Below are 16,892 nucleotides of genomic sequence, written 5' to 3'. Positions count from 1 at the left end.
TGCCCGATTTGATTCGGGCATTTTTGAAATATCAAAACTTATTCAGTCACAATATTAAAAGTCACATCAATATTATTGCGAGTCGCATTTGAATATGGACAAACAATATGAGCTGCCTCCACTAATTTTTCAGCTTCTTCACGGTCCATACCGATTAAGTAAACATTTAACGTTACTTCAATACTAAAACCTGTAGGAATTGGACCAATACCGACTTCGCCTTCAACATAAGCATCTTTGCTAATATTAAATTTATCGCGGTTTGCAACAAACTTTAAAGCACCCAAAAAGCATGCTGAATAACCAGCTGCAAATAATTGTTCTGGGTTGGTTACGGCACCACCAGCACCACCCATTTCTTTAGGTACACCGAGTTGTACGTCTAATACGCCGTCTGATGAAGTTGCACGACCATCACGGCCACCAGTTGCTTTAGCTTTTGCACGATACACAACTTTTTCTAAAGACATCTTATAATTCCTAAATTAAATTGAATACAAATATATCGTACACGACTTAATTATTTTAACAAGTCAAAATTGTAAAAAAATGGGTGATTATTTAGCTATATTTGTACGAAGTTGTGTCAGCTGATCTTTCAGACCAAGTAGGGTGGTCATGTCACAAGAACTTGCTTCTAAAATATGAGCTGGAATATTTACGGCTTGTTCTTTAAGTTTTTTCCCTTTTTTACTTAGTGTAATAATCACTTGGCGTTCATCTTCTTTTGAACGCGTGCGATTCACAAGTTGCATTGCTTCTAATTTTTTTAAAATGGGAGTTAAGGTAGAAGATTCTAAAAATAGTTTGTTGCCAATTTCTGAAACAGTGATCTCATCTTTTTCCCATAGAACCAACATCACCAAGTATTGAGGATAAGTAATGCCTAATGGAGTCAAAAGTTTTCGATAAAGCTGATTAAGAGCTAAATTTGTTGAGTAAATGAGGAAACATAATTGATTCTCAAGCTTTAAATTTTGACAGTCTTGGTCCATATATTCCTCAGAAAACTAAAAGATGCTTTTCTAGTATATCGCTTTATGTCTGATTTCTTAAATGCTCATAATTCTGAGCTATTGATAAAAATGAGATAACGCAAAAAAAAGAGTAATCGAAAGATTACTCTATAACTTTAAAATATGAATTTGGAACAGTTACCAGAGATCGGCAATTTTCTTCATTAAACGAGCACGATATTTTGCAGTTGGGTTATTTTCATTACGTTGCTGTTCTTGTTCGTAGAAATCTTGCCAAGCTGTAATCATTTCTAAGGTTGTTCCTTGTTTTTTAATCATAGAAACATCAGCAGGTTGAATATTCTCTAAACGTTGTCTCGCACCTTCTGCACCGGTTCCCCAACCAATAATCCGTTGTCCAAAAGCAGGGAGAGGGATATTTTTAGGAGTAGGTGGAAGGACATCTTGTTTAAGCTGTAAGTTTGGAGAAACAAAATGATTTGTTGCACCAAATTCAGCTGCATAACAGTGAATATTTGCCCCTAAGCAAAAAATGCTAATTAAATATTTCCACATGAATAATTAAGCTTTTAATAGTGAATTAATTTACGATGCGTCATTAAAGGCATTGATGTACGGACAAGCTCTTGAGCAGTTAAATCAAAAGGTACAGTAATTAAACCATTACCTTCATGTTCAATCATACTTAAAACTTGTCCACGGCTATCAGTTGCTCCTGCATGTCCCCAAGTTTGACGTTTTTCTCCATGCCAACCTTGCTGTGCTGCCCCTAAAACATAACATTGACTATCCATCGCACGTGCTTGTAATAAAAGCTGCCAGTGCATTTGCCCTGTTGTATAGGTAAATGCTGCTGGTGCAGTCAATAGATGAGCACCTTGTTGTCTCAAGGTTAAAGCTAACTCAGGAAAACGCAAGTCATAACATACCATTAGCCCGATATTGCCAAAAGGGGTAGATGTGACTACAACGTCTGTTCCAGGTTCAAAGAAGCGGGATTCTTGATATCCACCGACAGCATCGCCAACTTGAACATCAAATAAATGTATTTTGTCGTAACGTGCTTCTGTCCTTTCTGGACTAATACATAAGCTTACTGTGCGCACACGGTCATCTTGTATGATAGAACCATCTGGACGAAATGGGCACGGTAAAGTGCCAGCAACAATCCAAATTTGATATTGATGCGCAAGTTTCTCAAGTCTTTGCTGAATTGATTCAAATTGCTCAGCTGTTTCACGCTGTTTACCAGCAGCGAAACATACAAAGTTTTCTGGAAAAACAATTAAGCTGGCATTTTGAGCTTTGCTTTGCTGAATCAATGACTCGATTATTTGAAAGTTGCTTTCAATGTCATCTTGAGAATTCATTTGAACAACTGAAACAAGAGTCATATACAAATCCAGATTAGCAATAAAATTTAGGCATTTTGCTTATCAGATACTTGTTCAAGCGTGTCTTGTTCTTTCTGCAATTGCTTAACAAGTGGCTCAAACATATTCTGATTGTTTGCATTAAGTTTCATCAATGTCTTGTGTGCATCCAGAACAGTTCTTAGCATCGCATTATGAGTAATGTGTTCATCCGTTAACGTTAGAGTGCAAACACTAGGATCACCACAATAATTCAGAATGACAAAAACCTGCCCTAGCCCCATGCTGTTGGCTAAGGTTGTGATATCTGGATTGGTAGATAGCATCACAGCTTGAATATGATGAGTCTGTTTAAGTTTTAAACCTAGCTTGGCTAGGATACCTAATACAGTACTATCAATAAATGTTGTTTGGGTTAAATCAACGATTGCACCAACAACATTCTCTTGCTGTTCAATTCTGTTTAAAAGTTTGTCTAGACTTATACAAGAATGGGCTCGCACTTCACCAATAAGTTTGAAAATATGCGTTCCATTTAAGCTTGCATATTCAACATGACCTGTTGACATATAAATGCCATTTTCAGAGAAGGATAGAAAAATTATCACATAGTGCCATCTCAGACTCAAGAGTCCTTAAGTCGTATATTTTTTAATTGATTGATTTTTAAATTAATTCATTCGACAAAGACTAAAAATCGCGATGTCATCAGCAACATGATCAGGGGCTTGGAATGATTGATTTTGCAAATGTTGGACCAATTGTTGAAACTGATCATTCAATCCGCCATCAAATGGTTCTAGTGCTCCATCTGAGCAAACAATAAAACGTGCATGACGATTTAATGTGCAAACATGTTCTTCAACTTCCAATTCATCTGTTAAACCCAAAGGGAAACTACTAGTCGTTAAAATTTTTGGAGGTTGATTAGGTTCAAAAATAATTGGAGGAGGGTAGTGGCCTGCACTAGACCAGCGAAGACTATGCGTTTCCAGATTTAAAATACCGACCACAATCGTAATATGCTTTTCAATATTCTCTTGAACGAGCATTCCATTTAATTTTTTAATCAACTGTCTTGGAGTTTTTGATCGGCCATGAAAGGCGGCCATCCAAGAAGTTAATAAACTGCTTGTTACACCGTGTCCTGATACATCTGCAAGATAAAATAAAACTTCTTTATCGTTTAATTTCCAATAGTCATACCAGTCACCTGATAGATATGCGGAAGGTTGGAAAAAAGTTTCAACTTCATAATTTAATAAATCAATAGGATTCGGTAGTAAACGTTTTTGCAACTCTGCCGCCGAAGGTAAGTCGCGACTATCTTGATTGCGTTTATATTGAGCATCAATTCTTGTTAATGCTTTATTCAGATCTTGAGGTAACTGGTTCCATACCCATCCAGCAAGAGCACCTGCCTCCCATGCCTGAGCTAATGCACTACCTTCATGTTCGAAAGCAATCACAATGGTAGGTAAACGCCATTTATAAGTTAGGAAATCTTGTACATCAGCAATTGCGATAATTGTTGGATCGTATAAATCGAGATCATCTATGTGAATGACTTGTAAGTCTGGAAGTGAATCCAGAGCTTGCTCTAAGAAAGGGATAGAGCGTGTCGGTTTAATAAAATACATAGAAGATATGATTGTCCTTTTTCAAGATCATTTTATCCATCATAGAGGATGTATAATCAAAATCAAGGTATTGCCTTTCTATATAGTAGATACAATACCTTGGTTTCCTCTTTAATTATTTCTTGTTTTTAGGCTGGCTATCATCTGGAACATCTTCAGATTCGTCATCATCGATGAAAGATACGTCTGCTGAATTACCCTTTTTCTCGGCAATCTGGAACGCCTTACGTTGAAGATACAAATCGCGAATCATCGCATATTGATCGCCTTGTATCGTTTGATCCAAATCTAAATACTGGGCACGTGTATCAACAGCTTGTAAGACGTTGGTTGACCAATACAAACCATCTTGGTTATCCATAATATACTTTTGTGGACGAGCTTGAGAGTCTACAGCTAAGCCTACACCATCACGTAAAGTACTTGGGCCAAAGAAAGGTAGCATTAGGAAGGGTCCAGAAGGAACACCATAGTAACCAAGAGTTACGCCAAAACTTTCATCTTCAGGTGGAAGCCCTAAGCGACTAGCAGGGTCAGCTAAACCTAAAGTTGTTAAGGTGTTCACAGTAAATCGGCCTAGTGTTTTTACTGCGCGACCAGGACGACCTTGAATGAGTTGGTTAACAGCATTCCATGGCTCACCCAAGTTTTTACGGAACTGGCGATAAGAGCCGCGAACATCTTCTGGTGTTTTTTCATTATATTGAACTGCAACGGGACGTAAAAAATTGCGATCTAGCATGTCATTAAAAGAATAAATCGGGCGGTTTAATGACTGTAATGGATCTTTTACTGTGTCAGGTTGAGCAGCGTTTGCATTTATTTTTAAATCTTTAGCTTTTAGACCTTTCAAGTCTTTAATAATTTGTGAGCGGGGGCGACTCTGCTGAGCCTCTGTCGAAGCGACATCTTCCGAACTCGCGGTAGATCCTTCAGTAAGATTTTCTTGAGCGTGTGCTGATGTATAAATACCAACAGTTAATAAGCTCGATAATAGTAAATTAGAATAATTCATATAATTCCTTAACCGCTAGCCAGGCTATCTATAATATGCAGTTGGATAGAGATATATTTTAATACAGAAGCGATAACCTATTATCAATGTAAAATTGGTCAAATAATATAGAAATATGGCGAAAAAGCCTAAAAATTGATCTGTTGAATAATAAAATATGAGAAAGGTATTGCAAAGGGATCTTAATGCTCTATAATGCACATCCATCGGCGGTGATGCAGATAGAAACTTGTTGAAAAACAGTTACTTGTGATTAAGTTGGTTGCTTTAAGTGATGAATTTGATGACAAGGTGGTTTAGAGAATAAGTTTTAAAAAATATCGAAATTACCTGTTGACTTTTAAGAGATTAAGAGTAATATAGCCGACCTAGCTTGCTGGTGACGAACCAGGAAGAAGATCATTAAGAGAATTGAAGAACAACTTGTGTGGATTTTTACTGATTGATTAATCGAAATAATTTTCATTGATTGATTGGTTTAAATTACTCGAAGTTTATTTGAGCGAAATTTAAGTCAGTAATTGATGAGCCAGAATTGGTACCTTGTCTTTAAATAAGGTACAAAATGATTTTAACTGAAGAGTTTGATCATGGCTCAGATTGAACGCTGGCGGCAGGCTTAACACATGCAAGTCGAGCGGAGAGAGGTAGCTTGCTACTGATCTTAGCGGCGGACGGGTGAGTAATGCTTAGGAATCTGCCTATTAGTGGGGGACAACATCTCGAAAGGGATGCTAATACCGCATACGTCCTACGGGAGAAAGCAGGGGATCTTCGGACCTTGCGCTAATAGATGAGCCTAAGTCGGATTAGCTAGTTGGTGGGGTAAAGGCCTACCAAGGCGACGATCTGTAGCGGGTCTGAGAGGATGATCCGCCACACTGGGACTGAGACACGGCCCAGACTCCTACGGGAGGCAGCAGTGGGGAATATTGGACAATGGGGGGAACCCTGATCCAGCCATGCCGCGTGTGTGAAGAAGGCCTTATGGTTGTAAAGCACTTTAAGCGAGGAGGAGGCTACTTTGGTTAATACCTAGAGATAGTGGACGTTACTCGCAGAATAAGCACCGGCTAACTCTGTGCCAGCAGCCGCGGTAATACAGAGGGTGCAAGCGTTAATCGGATTTACTGGGCGTAAAGCGCGCGTAGGCGGCTAATTAAGTCAAATGTGAAATCCCCGAGCTTAACTTGGGAATTGCATTCGATACTGGTTAGCTAGAGTGTGGGAGAGGATGGTAGAATTCCAGGTGTAGCGGTGAAATGCGTAGAGATCTGGAGGAATACCGATGGCGAAGGCAGCCATCTGGCCTAACACTGACGCTGAGGTGCGAAAGCATGGGGAGCAAACAGGATTAGATACCCTGGTAGTCCATGCCGTAAACGATGTCTACTAGCCGTTGGGGCCTTTGAGGCTTTAGTGGCGCAGCTAACGCGATAAGTAGACCGCCTGGGGAGTACGGTCGCAAGACTAAAACTCAAATGAATTGACGGTACACAAGCGGTGGAGCATGTGGTTTAATTCGATGCAACGCGAAGAACCTTACCTGGCCTTGACATAGTAAGAACTTTCCAGAGATGGATTGGTGCCTTCGGGAACTTACATACAGGTGCTGCATGGCTGTCGTCAGCTCGTGTCGTGAGATGTTGGGTTAAGTCCCGCAACGAGCGCAACCCTTTTCCTTATTTGCCAGCGAGTAATGTCGGGAACTTTAAGGATACTGCCAGTGACAAACTGGAGGAAGGCGGGGACGACGTCAAGTCATCATGGCCCTTACGGCCAGGGCTACACACGTGCTACAATGGTCGGTACAAAGGGTTGCTACACAGCGATGTGATGCTAATCTCAAAAGCCGATCGTAGTCCGGATTGGAGTCTGCAACTCGACTCCATGAAGTCGGAATCGCTAGTAATCGCGGATCAGAATGCCGCGGTGAATACGTTCCCGGGCCTTGTACACACCGCCCGTCACACCATGGGAGTTTGTTGCACCAGAAGTAGCTAGCCTAACTGCAAAGAGGGCGGTTACCACGGTGTGGCCGATGACTGGGGTGAAGTCGTAACAAGGTAGCCGTAGGGGAACCTGCGGCTGGATCACCTCCTTAACGAAAGATTGACGATTGGTAAGAATCCACAACAAGTTGTTCTTCATAGATGTATCTGAGGGTCTGTAGCTCAGTTGGTTAGAGCACACGCTTGATAAGCGTGGGGTCACAAGTTCAAGTCTTGTCAGACCCACCATGACTTTGACTGGTTGAAGTTATAGATAAAAGATACATAACTGATGATGTAAGCTGGGGACTTAGCTTAGTTGGTAGAGCGCCTGCTTTGCACGCAGGAGGTCAGGAGTTCGACTCTCCTAGTCTCCACCAGAACTTAAGATAAGTTCGGATTACAGAAATTAGTAAATAGAGATTTCGGTCTTGGTTTATTAACTTCTGTGATTTAAGTATCACGGTATTAAGCATGACCTGACGAAGGCGTGTTTATTCATTAACAGATTGGCAAAATTGAGTCTGAAATAAATTGTTCACTCAAGAGTTTAGATTAAGCAATTAATCTGAATGAATTGAGAACTAGCAAATTAACTGAATCAAGCGTTTTGGTATATGAATTTAGATTGAAGCTGTACAGTGTTTAAGTACACAGACAACAGATAGTGGCGATGAAGAATCGCACGGACAACACTCACTTGTAGGTGTTGACGACTGTTTGGGGTTGTATAGTCAAGTAATTAAGTGCATGTGGTGGATGCCTTGGCAGTCAGAGGCGATGAAAGACGTGATAGCCTGCGAAAAGCTCCGGGGAGGCGGCAAATATCCTGTGATCCGGAGATTTCTGAATGGGGGAACCCACCTACTTTAAGGTAGGTATTGCAACATGAATACATAGTGTTGCAAGGCGAACGAGGGGAAGTGAAACATCTCAGTACCCTTAGGAAAAGAAATCAATTGAGATTCCCTCAGTAGCGGCGAGCGAACGGGGATCAGCCCATTAAGTTATGTGTGTTTTAGTGGAACGCTCTGGGAAGTGCGAACGTAGAGGGTGATATTCCCGTACACGAAAGGGCACACATAATGATGACGAGTAGGGCGAGGCACGTGAAACCTTGTCTGAATATGGGGACCATCCTCCAAGGCTAAATACTCCTGACTGACCGATAGTGAACCAGTACCGTGAGGGAAAGGCGAAAAGAACCCCTGTGAGGGGAGTGAAATAGATCCTGAAACCGCATGCATACAAGCAGTGGGAGCCGACTTGTTCGGTGACTGCGTACCTTTGTATAATGGGTCAGCGACTTATATTCAGTAGCGAGGTTAACCGTATAGGGAGCCGTAGAGAAATCGAGTCTTAATAGGGCGTTTAGTTGCTGGGTATAGACCCGAAACCAGGCGATCTATCCATGAGCAGGTTGAAGGTTGGGTAACACTAACTGGAGGACCGAACCCACTGTCGTTGAAAAGCCAGGGGATGACTTGTGGATAGGGGTGAAAGGCTAATCAAGCCTGGTGATAGCTGGTTCTCCCCGAAAGCTATTTAGGTAGCGCCTCGGACGAATACCATAGGGGGTAGAGCACTGTTTCGGCTAGGGGGTCATCCCGACTTACCAAACCGATGCAAACTCCGAATACCTATGAGTACTATCCGGGAGACAGACTGCGGGTGCTAACGTCCGTAGTCAAGAGGAAAACAATCCAGACCGCCAGCTAAGGCCCCAAAATCATAGTTAAGTGGGAAACGATGTGGGAAGGCATAGACAGCTAGGAGGTTGGCTTAGAAGCAGCCACCCTTTAAAGAAAGCGTAATAGCTCACTAGTCGAGTCGGCCTGCGCGGAAGATGTAACGGGGCTAAAACTATGTGCCGAAGCTGCGGATTTGACATTAGTCAAGTGGTAGGGGAGCGTTCTGTAAGCCGATGAAGGTGTATTGAGAAGTATGCTGGAGGTATCAGAAGTGCGAATGCTGACGTGAGTAACGACAAAACGGGTGAAAACCCGTTCGCCGAAAGACCAAGGGTTCCAGTCCAACGTTAATCGGGGCTGGGTGAGTCGACCCCTAAGGCGAGGCCGAAAGGCGTAGTCGATGGGAAATTGGTTAATATTCCAATACTTCTGTGTAATGCGATGAGAGGACGGAGAAGGTTAAGTCAGCCTGGCGTTGGTTGTCCAGGTGGAAGGATGTAGGTATGTATCTTAGGCAAATCCGGGGTACTCTATACTGAGATCCGATAGCAAGCTGTACTTGTACAGTAAAGTGGCTGATACCATGCTTCCAGGAAAAGTCTCTAAGCTTCAGTTACACAGGAATCGTACCCGAAACCGACACAGGTGGTCAGGTCGAGTAGACCAAGGCGCTTGAGAGAACTCTGCTGAAGGAACTAGGCAAAATGGTACCGTAACTTCGGGAGAAGGTACGCTGTTGTTGGTGATGGAACTTGCTTCCTGAGCTGATGACAGCCGCAGAAACCAGGCCGCTGCAACTGTTTATTAAAAACATAGCACTCTGCAAACACGAAAGTGGACGTATAGGGTGTGATGCCTGCCCGGTGCTGGAAGGTTAATTGATGGGGTTAGCGTAAGCGAAGCTCTTGATCGAAGCCCCAGTAAACGGCGGCCGTAACTATAACGGTCCTAAGGTAGCGAAATTCCTTGTCGGGTAAGTTCCGACCTGCACGAATGGCATAATGATGGCGGCGCTGTCTCCAGCAGAGGCTCAGTGAAATCGAAATCGCTGTGAAGATGCAGTGTACCCGCGGCTAGACGGAAAGACCCCGTGAACCTTTACTGCAGCTTGACACTGAACTTTGACCTTACTTGTGTAGGATAGGTGGGAGGCTTTGAAGTTGGAACGCTAGTTCCAATGGAGCCGTCCTTGAAATACCACCCTGGTAATGTTGAGGTTCTAACTCTGTCCCGTTATCCGGGACGAGGACCGTGTCTGGTGGGTAGTTTGACTGGGGCGGTCTCCTCCTAAAGAGTAACGGAGGAGTACGAAGGTGCGCTCAGCGTGGTCGGAAATCACGCGTAGAGTATAAAGGCAAAAGCGCGCTTAACTGCGAGACCCACAAGTCGAGCAGGTACGAAAGTAGGTCTTAGTGATCCGGTGGTTCTGTATGGAAGGGCCATCGCTCAACGGATAAAAGGTACTCTGGGGATAACAGGCTGATACCGCCCAAGAGTTCATATCGACGGCGGTGTTTGGCACCTCGATGTCGGCTCATCTCATCCTGGGGCTGAAGCAGGTCCCAAGGGTATGGCTGTTCGCCATTTAAAGAGGTACGCGAGCTGGGTTTAGAACGTCGTGAGACAGTTCGGTCCCTATCTACCGTGGGCGCTGGAAATTTGAGAGGATCTGCTCCTAGTACGAGAGGACCAGAGTGGACGAACCTCTGGTGTACCGGTTGTGACGCCAGTCGCATCGCCGGGTAGCTATGTTCGGAAGGGATAACCGCTGAAAGCATCTAAGCGGGAAGCCTACCTCAAGATAAGATTTCCCTAGGAATTTATTCCTCTAAAGAGCCGTTCGAGACTAGGACGTTGATAGGTTGGATGTGGAAGCATAGTGATATGTGAAGCTGACCAATACTAATTGCTCGTGAGGCTTGACTATACAACACCCAAGCAGTTGTATATAAAGCATCAATCGATTCATAAATCTACAAAGAAACTTGATTTAGTTATTCCACTAGATAAAATGAACAAGTCAGATTCAATCAGCCCAATCTGTAAAGATTTGGAAAACGCTTCGGCAAATAATAAGACCAAAGCAAGTATCCATAAACAGTTGTGCTGGCGACCATAGCAAGAGTGAACCACCTGATCCCTTCCCGAACTCAGAAGTGAAACCTCTTAGCGCTGATGGTAGTGTGGGGTTACCCATGTGAGAGTAAGTCATCGCCAGCTCATTATTCAAACACCCCGGTCTCGAAAGAAACCGGGGTGTTGCTTTATGCGCGGAAGAAATTTCTACGGTTGCCCTGCTTCAGAGATATGCATATATCAAAATGCAAAGTTAATTTAATTAAACAACTCATCTTTTTCGGTTGTTAAAATAGATTTTTAGAAGAATAAATTAATAATTTTCTCATGAAATTCTCAGTCAATATATAGGATAAAACTTGACTATATGCTATAAATAATAAATAGGCATGATTTTTGCTTGTTTATTGGAAAGAGAAATATATGAAATTATCTGTTGGATTGAAAGTTGCGAATTCATTATCGTTAACGCCTCAATTGCAGCAGGCAATCCGATTACTGCAGCTCTCAAGTTTAGAATTAGAGCAAGAAATTCAAATTCAATTAGATAGTAATCCATTACTTGAAAAAGTGGAAGATGAATCACTAGCCGAAAGTTTATCCACTTTAGAAAACAAAGAAAGTAATGATCTTACAACGGAGTTAAATGCAGATCATTTACCTGATGACTTACCTGTGGATACTGAGTGGGATGATATCTATACACATCAGTCGACGGCTTTAGGTACTCCTGAGTTTGAAGAGCGTGAAGATAATCGCCAAGTTCAGATGACGCTAAAAGAACATATGTTAGAGCAAGTGAACTTGCTGCATTTCTCAAAAATAGATCAGTTGATTGCTTATTGTATTATCGATGCTTTAGATGATAAGGGCTTTTTAGATGCTGAATTAGAAGAAATTATTCTCGCTGTACAATATCTATTAAATGACATGGATATTGAGGAAGAAATTGAAGAAGACGAAGTCTTAGTTGTTTTAAAACATATTCAACGTCTTGATCCAGTTGGAATAGGATCTCGTAATCTTGCTGAATGCTTAAAGATCCAATTGGATTTTTTACCAAAAGGAACTGAATATTTAAAAGAAGCACAAAGTTTACTTCAGTATTATGAGTTATTAATTGCAAATGATTTAAATAAATTATTAAAACAAACAGGCCTATCGAAAGATGAATTAAAGCTTTCGGTTGACTTATTAAAAACATTAAAGCCTTATCCTGGTATGGATTTTCAAAAGCAAGAATCGGAATACCAAATCCCTGATGTCGTGGTTGCTAAAAAAGATCAACATTGGCAAGTCCAATTAAATCCAGATATCATGCCAAAATTAAGAATCAACTCTTTCTATTCGAGTATGATTCGTAGAGCTGATCAAAGCGATGATAATTTATATCTACGTAATCAAATGCTTGAAGCTAAAAATTTCATAAAAAGTATCGATGAACGGCATAAAACTTTATTAAAAGTTGCGACTTGTATTGTTGAACACCAAAAAGCATTTTTAGAGATAGGTGCTGAGGCAATGAAACCCTTGGTGCTAAGGGATGTGGCTGAAGAAGTGGAGCTTCATGAGTCTACTGTTTCACGTGTCACTACAAATAAGTACATGCTGACACCTCGTGGGCTTTTTGAGTTGAAATACTTTTTTTCTAGTCATGTGGGAACAACTACGGGAGGAGAAGCTTCTTCTACTGCAATTAGAGCTATGATTAAAAAATTGGTTTCTAATGAAAACCCACGTAAACCATTGTCTGATAATACTATTGCGGCTTTATTAAAGGATGAAGGTATAGAGGTGGCTAGAAGAACTGTAGCAAAATATCGTGAATCGTTACATATTCCATCGTCATCCGAAAGAAAAGTCTTGATCTAATTTTTGAAGTATGACTATTCTAGATGTTCATTATGACGAAATAATGAAATTTCAATTTCACCAAGAGGAGCTGCTAAAATGATTTAATTGTCCAAAGTCATCTTTTTTAGATCACATTAAATCGTTTTAGCTCTTCTTTATTAACCCAAAAAGGTGAGGGATAGAATTATGCAAATAACGATTCGTGGACATCATTTAGCAATTACACCAGCTATAGAAGAAAATATTAAAGCAAAATTTAATCAGTTAACGAAACATCTCGATCAGGTGAATAGTATGCAGATTAAATTAACTAAAGATCATCAGATTGACAAACGTTCACATAAGGGCAGCTCTAATCATGTGGCAGAAGCAATAGTTCGCTTACCCGGGATTGAACTATTTGCTCAAGCAGCAGCAGATGACATGTATACATCAATTAAAAAGTTGACTGAAAAATTAAAAAAACAATTGTTAAAATATCGGAAAATGCAATGTACTTATTCACAAGTTGCTGTTTCTATTTGATAAGTTTTTAATAATTGAGAGAGGCTTGAAATATAGCCTCTTTTTTATTGATAAAATATAAACACGTACTGAATTCTTGGAAAAAGTTATAGTAAAATACTTCGTTTTACACCGTAGGTTGTGCCAGAGGTCTTTGCAATGAATAGTGAACAGCTCACTCAAATTTTAAAAGAAGCTTTTCCTGATGCGGAAGTAGCGGTGAGCGGACAGGCTGGAAAATTTGACCTCCGTATTGTGGATGATCAATTTGAAGGTAAGCGTACTGTTGCTCGTCAACAAGCAGTTTATGCACCATTAAATACTTATATTGCAAGTGGCGAAGTTCATGCCGTAACAATTCGTGCGATGACCAAAGACGAATGGCGCAAAGCAAGCCTTTTCGGAGCTTAAATATTAATGGATAAATTTTTAATTACGGGCGGTGTTAAGCTCGAAGGGGAAGTACGCATTTCTGGTGCTAAAAATGCGGCTTTACCATTACTTGCAGCAATGATTCTTGCTGATTCACCTATTACTTTAACCAATGTTCCAAATCTTAAAGATGTAAATACCTTGGTAAAATTAATTGGTGGATTAGGCGTCACAATTAGTTATGAAAATGACACAGTTAAAGCAGATACTTCTACTTTAGATAACCAGTTTGCTCCTTATGAACTGGTAAAAACCATGCGCGCATCTATTTTGGTGTTAGGACCATTATTGGCACGTTATGGAAATGCTAAAGTTTCGTTACCAGGTGGATGTGCGATTGGATCTCGACCAGTAGATCAACATTTAAAAGCCCTAGAAGCATTGGGTGCACATATTGAAGTTGAAAATGGGTATGTCCATGCCACTGTAGATGGTCGTCTCAAAGGCGGCGAAGTGATTTTTGATATGGTCACTGTAGGGGGCACCGAAAATATTCTAATGGCGGCTGCTTTAGCGGATGGTGTAACTACAATTCGTAATGCAGCACGTGAACCTGAAATTACTGATCTTGCTCAAATGCTTATTAAAATGGGCGCAAAAATTGAAGGTATAGATACAGATACACTTATTGTTACTGGTGTTGAAAGTTTACATGGCTGTGAATATGCAGTTGTTGCAGACCGTATTGAAACAGGTTCGTACTTAGCTGCTGCGGCAATTACAGGTGGTCGCATTAAAACTACTCATACAGATCCATCATTACTTGAATCTGTTTTAGATAAGTTTGAAGAAATGGGTGCGGAAGTCACTCGTGGTGATGACTGGATTGAATTGGATATGATGGGCAAGCGCCCTAAAGCGGTAAGTTTTAGAACATTACCTCATCCAGAGTTTCCAACCGACATGCAAGCGCAAATTATGGCCGTAAATGCAATTGGTCGCGGTTTTGCAACGATCTCCGAAACTATTTTTGAAAATCGGTTCATGCACGTTCCTGAATTGTCACGTATGGGTGCTAATATTCAGGTCGAAGGTCATGATGCTGTGGTGACTGGAGTTGAAAAATTGCAAGCTGCTCCTGTAATGGCAACAGACTTACGTGCTTCATTCTCTTTGGTCTTAGCGGCTTTAGTTGCTGAAGGTGATACATTAATTGATCGTATCTACCATATTGACCGTGGTTATGAGCATGTCGAAGAGAAACTTCAAGGTTTAGGTGCCCAAATTAAGCGAGTAAGTTAATGAATGACGTAAGAAACGATGATCCTAATTTTGATGTAATGGGTAATTTTGATCATGGTTTGACCTTAGCACTCAGTAAAGGGCGTATTTTAAAAGAAACTTTACCTTTACTTGCAACAGCAGGTATTAACTTGCTTGAAGACCCAGAAAAATCTCGTAAGTTGATTTTTCCTACAACACATAAGCAAGTTCGTATTTTGATTTTACGTGCGTCTGATGTGCCAACCTACGTTGAGAATGGTGCAGCTGATTTAGGTGTAGCAGGTAAAGATGTACTCATGGAACATGGTGCTCAGCATGTTTATGAGTTATTGGACTTACAGATTGCAAAATGTAAGTTAATGACTGCTGGCAAAGTTGGAATGGAACGTCCAAAAGGCCGTTTAAAAATTGCAACTAAGTACGTCAATCTAACGCGTCAATACTATGCAAGCTTAGGTGAGCAGGTAGATGTTATTAAGCTTTATGGTTCTATGGAATTAGCACCACTTGTAGGTTTGGGCGATTATATTGTTGACGTAGTTGATACTGGAAATACTTTACGAGCAAATGGGCTTGAACCATTAGAAGAAATTTGTAAAGTATCCTCACGTCTTATTGTTAATAAGGCAAGCTTTAAGCGTAAGCAAAGTTTGTTAAATCCTATCATTTCTCAACTTGAACAAGCTGTTCAATCACGTTAAAAGTAATTTCCTATCATGCTTTTGCGATAGTTGTAGATATGATGCCCACAAGGGCTTAGAAAAAGAGTAAACTTGGTTTTTCTTTTTCGCCTTGTGGGTAAATTGATGCGACGTTTATCGACTCAAGATCAGAACTTCAAACAGATTTTTGCAGAGCTTTTAGCTTTTGAAACTGTTAATGATCCTAATTTAGTTCAAACAGTAGATCAAATTATTGCTGATGTTCGTCAGCATGGTGATGATCATGTTTTAAAACTTACTCAACAGTTCGATCGACATCCAGCGCATCAATTTTCCGATCTAGAATTGTCTCAACAACAACTTAAAGCTGCGTTTGATGGCCTAAATCAAGAAATTCGTGAAGCCCTGCAACTTGCTGCTAGTCGTATTCGTAAATTTCATGAAGCCCAGAAACAAGATAGCTGGACTTATATAGATGATTTGGGAAATACACTAGGACAGAAGGTGACACCACTTGACCGAGTTGGTATTTATGTACCTGGTGGACTAGCCTCTTATCCTTCATCTGTGCTTATGAATGCAGTACCAGCTCATGTGGCCGGCGTACCTGAAATTATTATGGTAGTACCTGCACCAAACGGTGAATTAAATCCACTTGTTTTGGCTGCTGCTTATCTAGCTGGTGTGAGTCGAGTATTTACTATTGGTGGGGCGCAAGCTGTTGCAGCTCTAGCTTATGGTACTCAAACTGTTCCGCCTGTAGATAAAATCACTGGTCCTGGAAACCGATTTGTAGCAGCTGCTAAACGTGCTGTATTTGGTCAGGTCGGTATCGACATGATTGCAGGACCTTCTGAAATTTTAGTATATGCAGAAGGGGCGAATAACGCTGAGTGGTTAGCGATGGATGTATTATCTCAAGCTGAACATGATACGGTTGCCCAAGCTATTTTTATAACCCCAGATGAAGCTTTGTTAGAAGCCGTAGAGGCAGCAATTGAAAAGCACTTAAATGACTTGCCTAAAGCTGATATTGCACGTACGTCTATTGAAAATCGTGGGGCTTTAGTTTTGGTAAAAGACCGTGCAGAAGCTGTTGATTTGATTAATCAAGTTGCACCAGAGCATTTAGAATTGTGTCTGGATGATGCCGAAGCAATGAGCGAAGACATTCGTCATGCAGGTGCAATCTTCATGGGACGTTATACACCTGAAGCAATTGGTGATTACTGTGCTGGTCCAAACCATGTATTACCAACATCCGGTACAGCGCGCTTCTCGTCACCACTGGGTGTATATGACTTTCAAAAGCGCTCTAGCTTGATCATGTGCTCAAAAGAGGGCGTAAAAACATTGGCTAAAACCGCTGATATACTTGCTGTTCAAGAAAATCTTGATGCTCATGCGCGCTCGGCTCGTTATCGTTATCAATAAGCTTTAAACCTTTCAGTAT

General features: G+C 41.0%; 13 protein-coding genes, 2 tRNA genes and 3 rRNA genes. 11 read left to right on the top strand and 7 right to left on the bottom strand.

The features are described from left to right. Window positions 1-38: 38 nt before the first annotated feature. From NE363_RS15220 to NE363_RS15190, 7 genes are all read right to left on the bottom strand, one after another. Window positions 39-470: an organic hydroperoxide resistance protein gene (locus tag NE363_RS15220; RefSeq protein WP_004698547.1), complete on the bottom strand. Its 432-nt coding sequence runs from the start codon at window positions 468-470 to the stop codon at window positions 39-41. An 87-nt stretch (window positions 471-557) separates the two neighbouring features. Next, the gene (locus tag NE363_RS15215; protein WP_004698539.1) at window positions 558-995 is read right to left on the bottom strand and encodes a MarR family winged helix-turn-helix transcriptional regulator; all 438 of its coding nucleotides are present in this window, start codon (window positions 993-995) and stop codon (window positions 558-560) included. Between the two features lie 159 nt (window positions 996-1,154). Next, complete coding sequence (locus NE363_RS15210) at window positions 1,155-1,532, bottom strand: DUF4951 domain-containing protein (RefSeq protein WP_004698537.1); 378 nt, start codon at window positions 1,530-1,532, stop codon at window positions 1,155-1,157. A 14-nt stretch (window positions 1,533-1,546) separates the two neighbouring features. Then, window positions 1,547-2,371, bottom strand: coding sequence for a carbon-nitrogen hydrolase family protein (locus NE363_RS15205; RefSeq protein ID WP_445535386.1), 825 nt, complete (start codon window positions 2,369-2,371; stop codon window positions 1,547-1,549). A gap of 26 nt (window positions 2,372-2,397) precedes the next feature. Further along, window positions 2,398-2,919 carry an anti-anti-sigma factor GigB gene (gigB, locus tag NE363_RS15200; RefSeq protein WP_191106997.1) on the bottom strand — a complete coding sequence of 174 codons (522 nt, stop codon included), beginning with the start codon at window positions 2,917-2,919 and terminating at the stop codon, window positions 2,398-2,400. A 102-nt stretch (window positions 2,920-3,021) separates the two neighbouring features. Continuing rightward, window positions 3,022-3,990, bottom strand: coding sequence for an RsbU family protein phosphatase GigA (gigA, locus tag NE363_RS15195; protein ID WP_086496180.1), 969 nt, complete (start codon window positions 3,988-3,990; stop codon window positions 3,022-3,024). Window positions 3,991-4,105: 115 nt separating this feature from the next. Then, complete coding sequence (locus NE363_RS15190) at window positions 4,106-5,005, bottom strand: MlaA family lipoprotein (protein ID WP_068934848.1); 900 nt, start codon at window positions 5,003-5,005, stop codon at window positions 4,106-4,108. Between the two features lie 572 nt (window positions 5,006-5,577). Here NE363_RS15190 and NE363_RS15185 point away from each other — a divergent pair. The 11 genes from NE363_RS15185 to hisD all read left to right on the top strand — a co-directional run bounded on the left by NE363_RS15185 (window position 5,578) and on the right by hisD (window position 16,873). Further along, a 16S ribosomal RNA gene (locus NE363_RS15185) occupies window positions 5,578-7,109 on the top strand. Between the two features lie 59 nt (window positions 7,110-7,168). Next, window positions 7,169-7,245: transfer RNA gene (locus NE363_RS15180), tRNA-Ile, on the top strand. Window positions 7,246-7,300: 55 nt separating this feature from the next. Next, a tRNA-Ala gene (locus tag NE363_RS15175) sits at window positions 7,301-7,376 on the top strand. 352 nt (window positions 7,377-7,728) lie between these two features. Further along, window positions 7,729-10,614: ribosomal RNA gene (locus NE363_RS15170) — 23S ribosomal RNA — on the top strand. 178 nt (window positions 10,615-10,792) lie between these two features. After that, window positions 10,793-10,907 (top strand): 5S ribosomal RNA (rrf, locus tag NE363_RS15165). Together the 16S, 23S and 5S rRNA genes with 2 tRNA genes alongside form the textbook arrangement of a ribosomal RNA operon. 279 nt (window positions 10,908-11,186) lie before the next feature. Beyond that, a complete protein-coding gene (locus NE363_RS15160; protein ID WP_445535385.1) occupies window positions 11,187-12,635 on the top strand; it encodes an RNA polymerase factor sigma-54 in 1,449 nt (482 codons plus the stop codon). 168 nt (window positions 12,636-12,803) lie between these two features. Further along, window positions 12,804-13,142: a ribosome hibernation-promoting factor, HPF/YfiA family gene (gene hpf, locus NE363_RS15155; RefSeq protein WP_019456521.1), complete on the top strand. Its 339-nt coding sequence runs from the start codon at window positions 12,804-12,806 to the stop codon at window positions 13,140-13,142. 138 nt (window positions 13,143-13,280) lie between these two features. Continuing rightward, a complete protein-coding gene (ibaG, locus tag NE363_RS15150) occupies window positions 13,281-13,532 on the top strand; it encodes a BolA family iron metabolism protein IbaG (RefSeq protein ID WP_004703799.1) in 252 nt (83 codons plus the stop codon). 6 nt (window positions 13,533-13,538) lie between these two features. Continuing rightward, on the top strand, window positions 13,539-14,795 hold the full coding sequence (gene murA / locus NE363_RS15145) for a UDP-N-acetylglucosamine 1-carboxyvinyltransferase (protein WP_049064588.1): 1,257 nt from the start codon (window positions 13,539-13,541) through the stop codon (window positions 14,793-14,795). Continuing rightward, the gene (hisG, locus tag NE363_RS15140) at window positions 14,795-15,478 is read left to right on the top strand and encodes an ATP phosphoribosyltransferase (RefSeq protein WP_004703796.1); all 684 of its coding nucleotides are present in this window, start codon (window positions 14,795-14,797) and stop codon (window positions 15,476-15,478) included. The genes murA and hisG overlap by 1 nt, the downstream gene beginning before the upstream one ends. A gap of 105 nt (window positions 15,479-15,583) precedes the next feature. Next, window positions 15,584-16,873: a histidinol dehydrogenase gene (hisD, locus tag NE363_RS15135; protein ID WP_445535384.1), complete on the top strand. Its 1,290-nt coding sequence runs from the start codon at window positions 15,584-15,586 to the stop codon at window positions 16,871-16,873. Window positions 16,874-16,892 lie beyond the last annotated feature (19 nt).

It is taken from the genome of Acinetobacter sp. G18, assembly GCF_052660225.1.
Note: the sequence above shows the minus strand (reverse complement) of the source record. Positions and strands in the feature narration are given on the sequence as shown.

Bases quoted from the DNA above. Each gene is read 5' to 3' on its own strand.
- NE363_RS15220 (WP_004698547.1), bottom strand. From the start codon at position 470: ATGTCTTTAGAAAAAGTTGTGTATCGTGCAAAAGCTAAAGCAACTGGT.
- NE363_RS15215 (WP_004698539.1), bottom strand. From the start codon at position 995: ATGGACCAAGACTGTCAAAATTTAAAGCTTGAGAATCAATTATGTTTC.
- NE363_RS15210 (WP_004698537.1), bottom strand. From the start codon at position 1,532: ATGTGGAAATATTTAATTAGCATTTTTTGCTTAGGGGCAAATATTCAC.
- NE363_RS15205 (WP_445535386.1), bottom strand. From the start codon at position 2,371: ATGACTCTTGTTTCAGTTGTTCAAATGAATTCTCAAGATGACATTGAA.
- gigB (WP_191106997.1), bottom strand. From the start codon at position 2,919: ATGTCAACAGGTCATGTTGAATATGCAAGCTTAAATGGAACGCATATT.
- gigA (WP_086496180.1), bottom strand. From the start codon at position 3,990: ATGTATTTTATTAAACCGACACGCTCTATCCCTTTCTTAGAGCAAGCT.
- NE363_RS15190 (WP_068934848.1), bottom strand. From the start codon at position 5,005: ATGAATTATTCTAATTTACTATTATCGAGCTTATTAACTGTTGGTATT.
- NE363_RS15160 (WP_445535385.1), top strand. From the start codon at position 11,187: ATGAAATTATCTGTTGGATTGAAAGTTGCGAATTCATTATCGTTAACG.
- hpf (WP_019456521.1), top strand. From the start codon at position 12,804: ATGCAAATAACGATTCGTGGACATCATTTAGCAATTACACCAGCTATA.
- ibaG (WP_004703799.1), top strand. From the start codon at position 13,281: ATGAATAGTGAACAGCTCACTCAAATTTTAAAAGAAGCTTTTCCTGAT.
- murA (WP_049064588.1), top strand. From the start codon at position 13,539: ATGGATAAATTTTTAATTACGGGCGGTGTTAAGCTCGAAGGGGAAGTA.
- hisG (WP_004703796.1), top strand. From the start codon at position 14,795: ATGAATGACGTAAGAAACGATGATCCTAATTTTGATGTAATGGGTAAT.
- hisD (WP_445535384.1), top strand. From the start codon at position 15,584: ATGCGACGTTTATCGACTCAAGATCAGAACTTCAAACAGATTTTTGCA.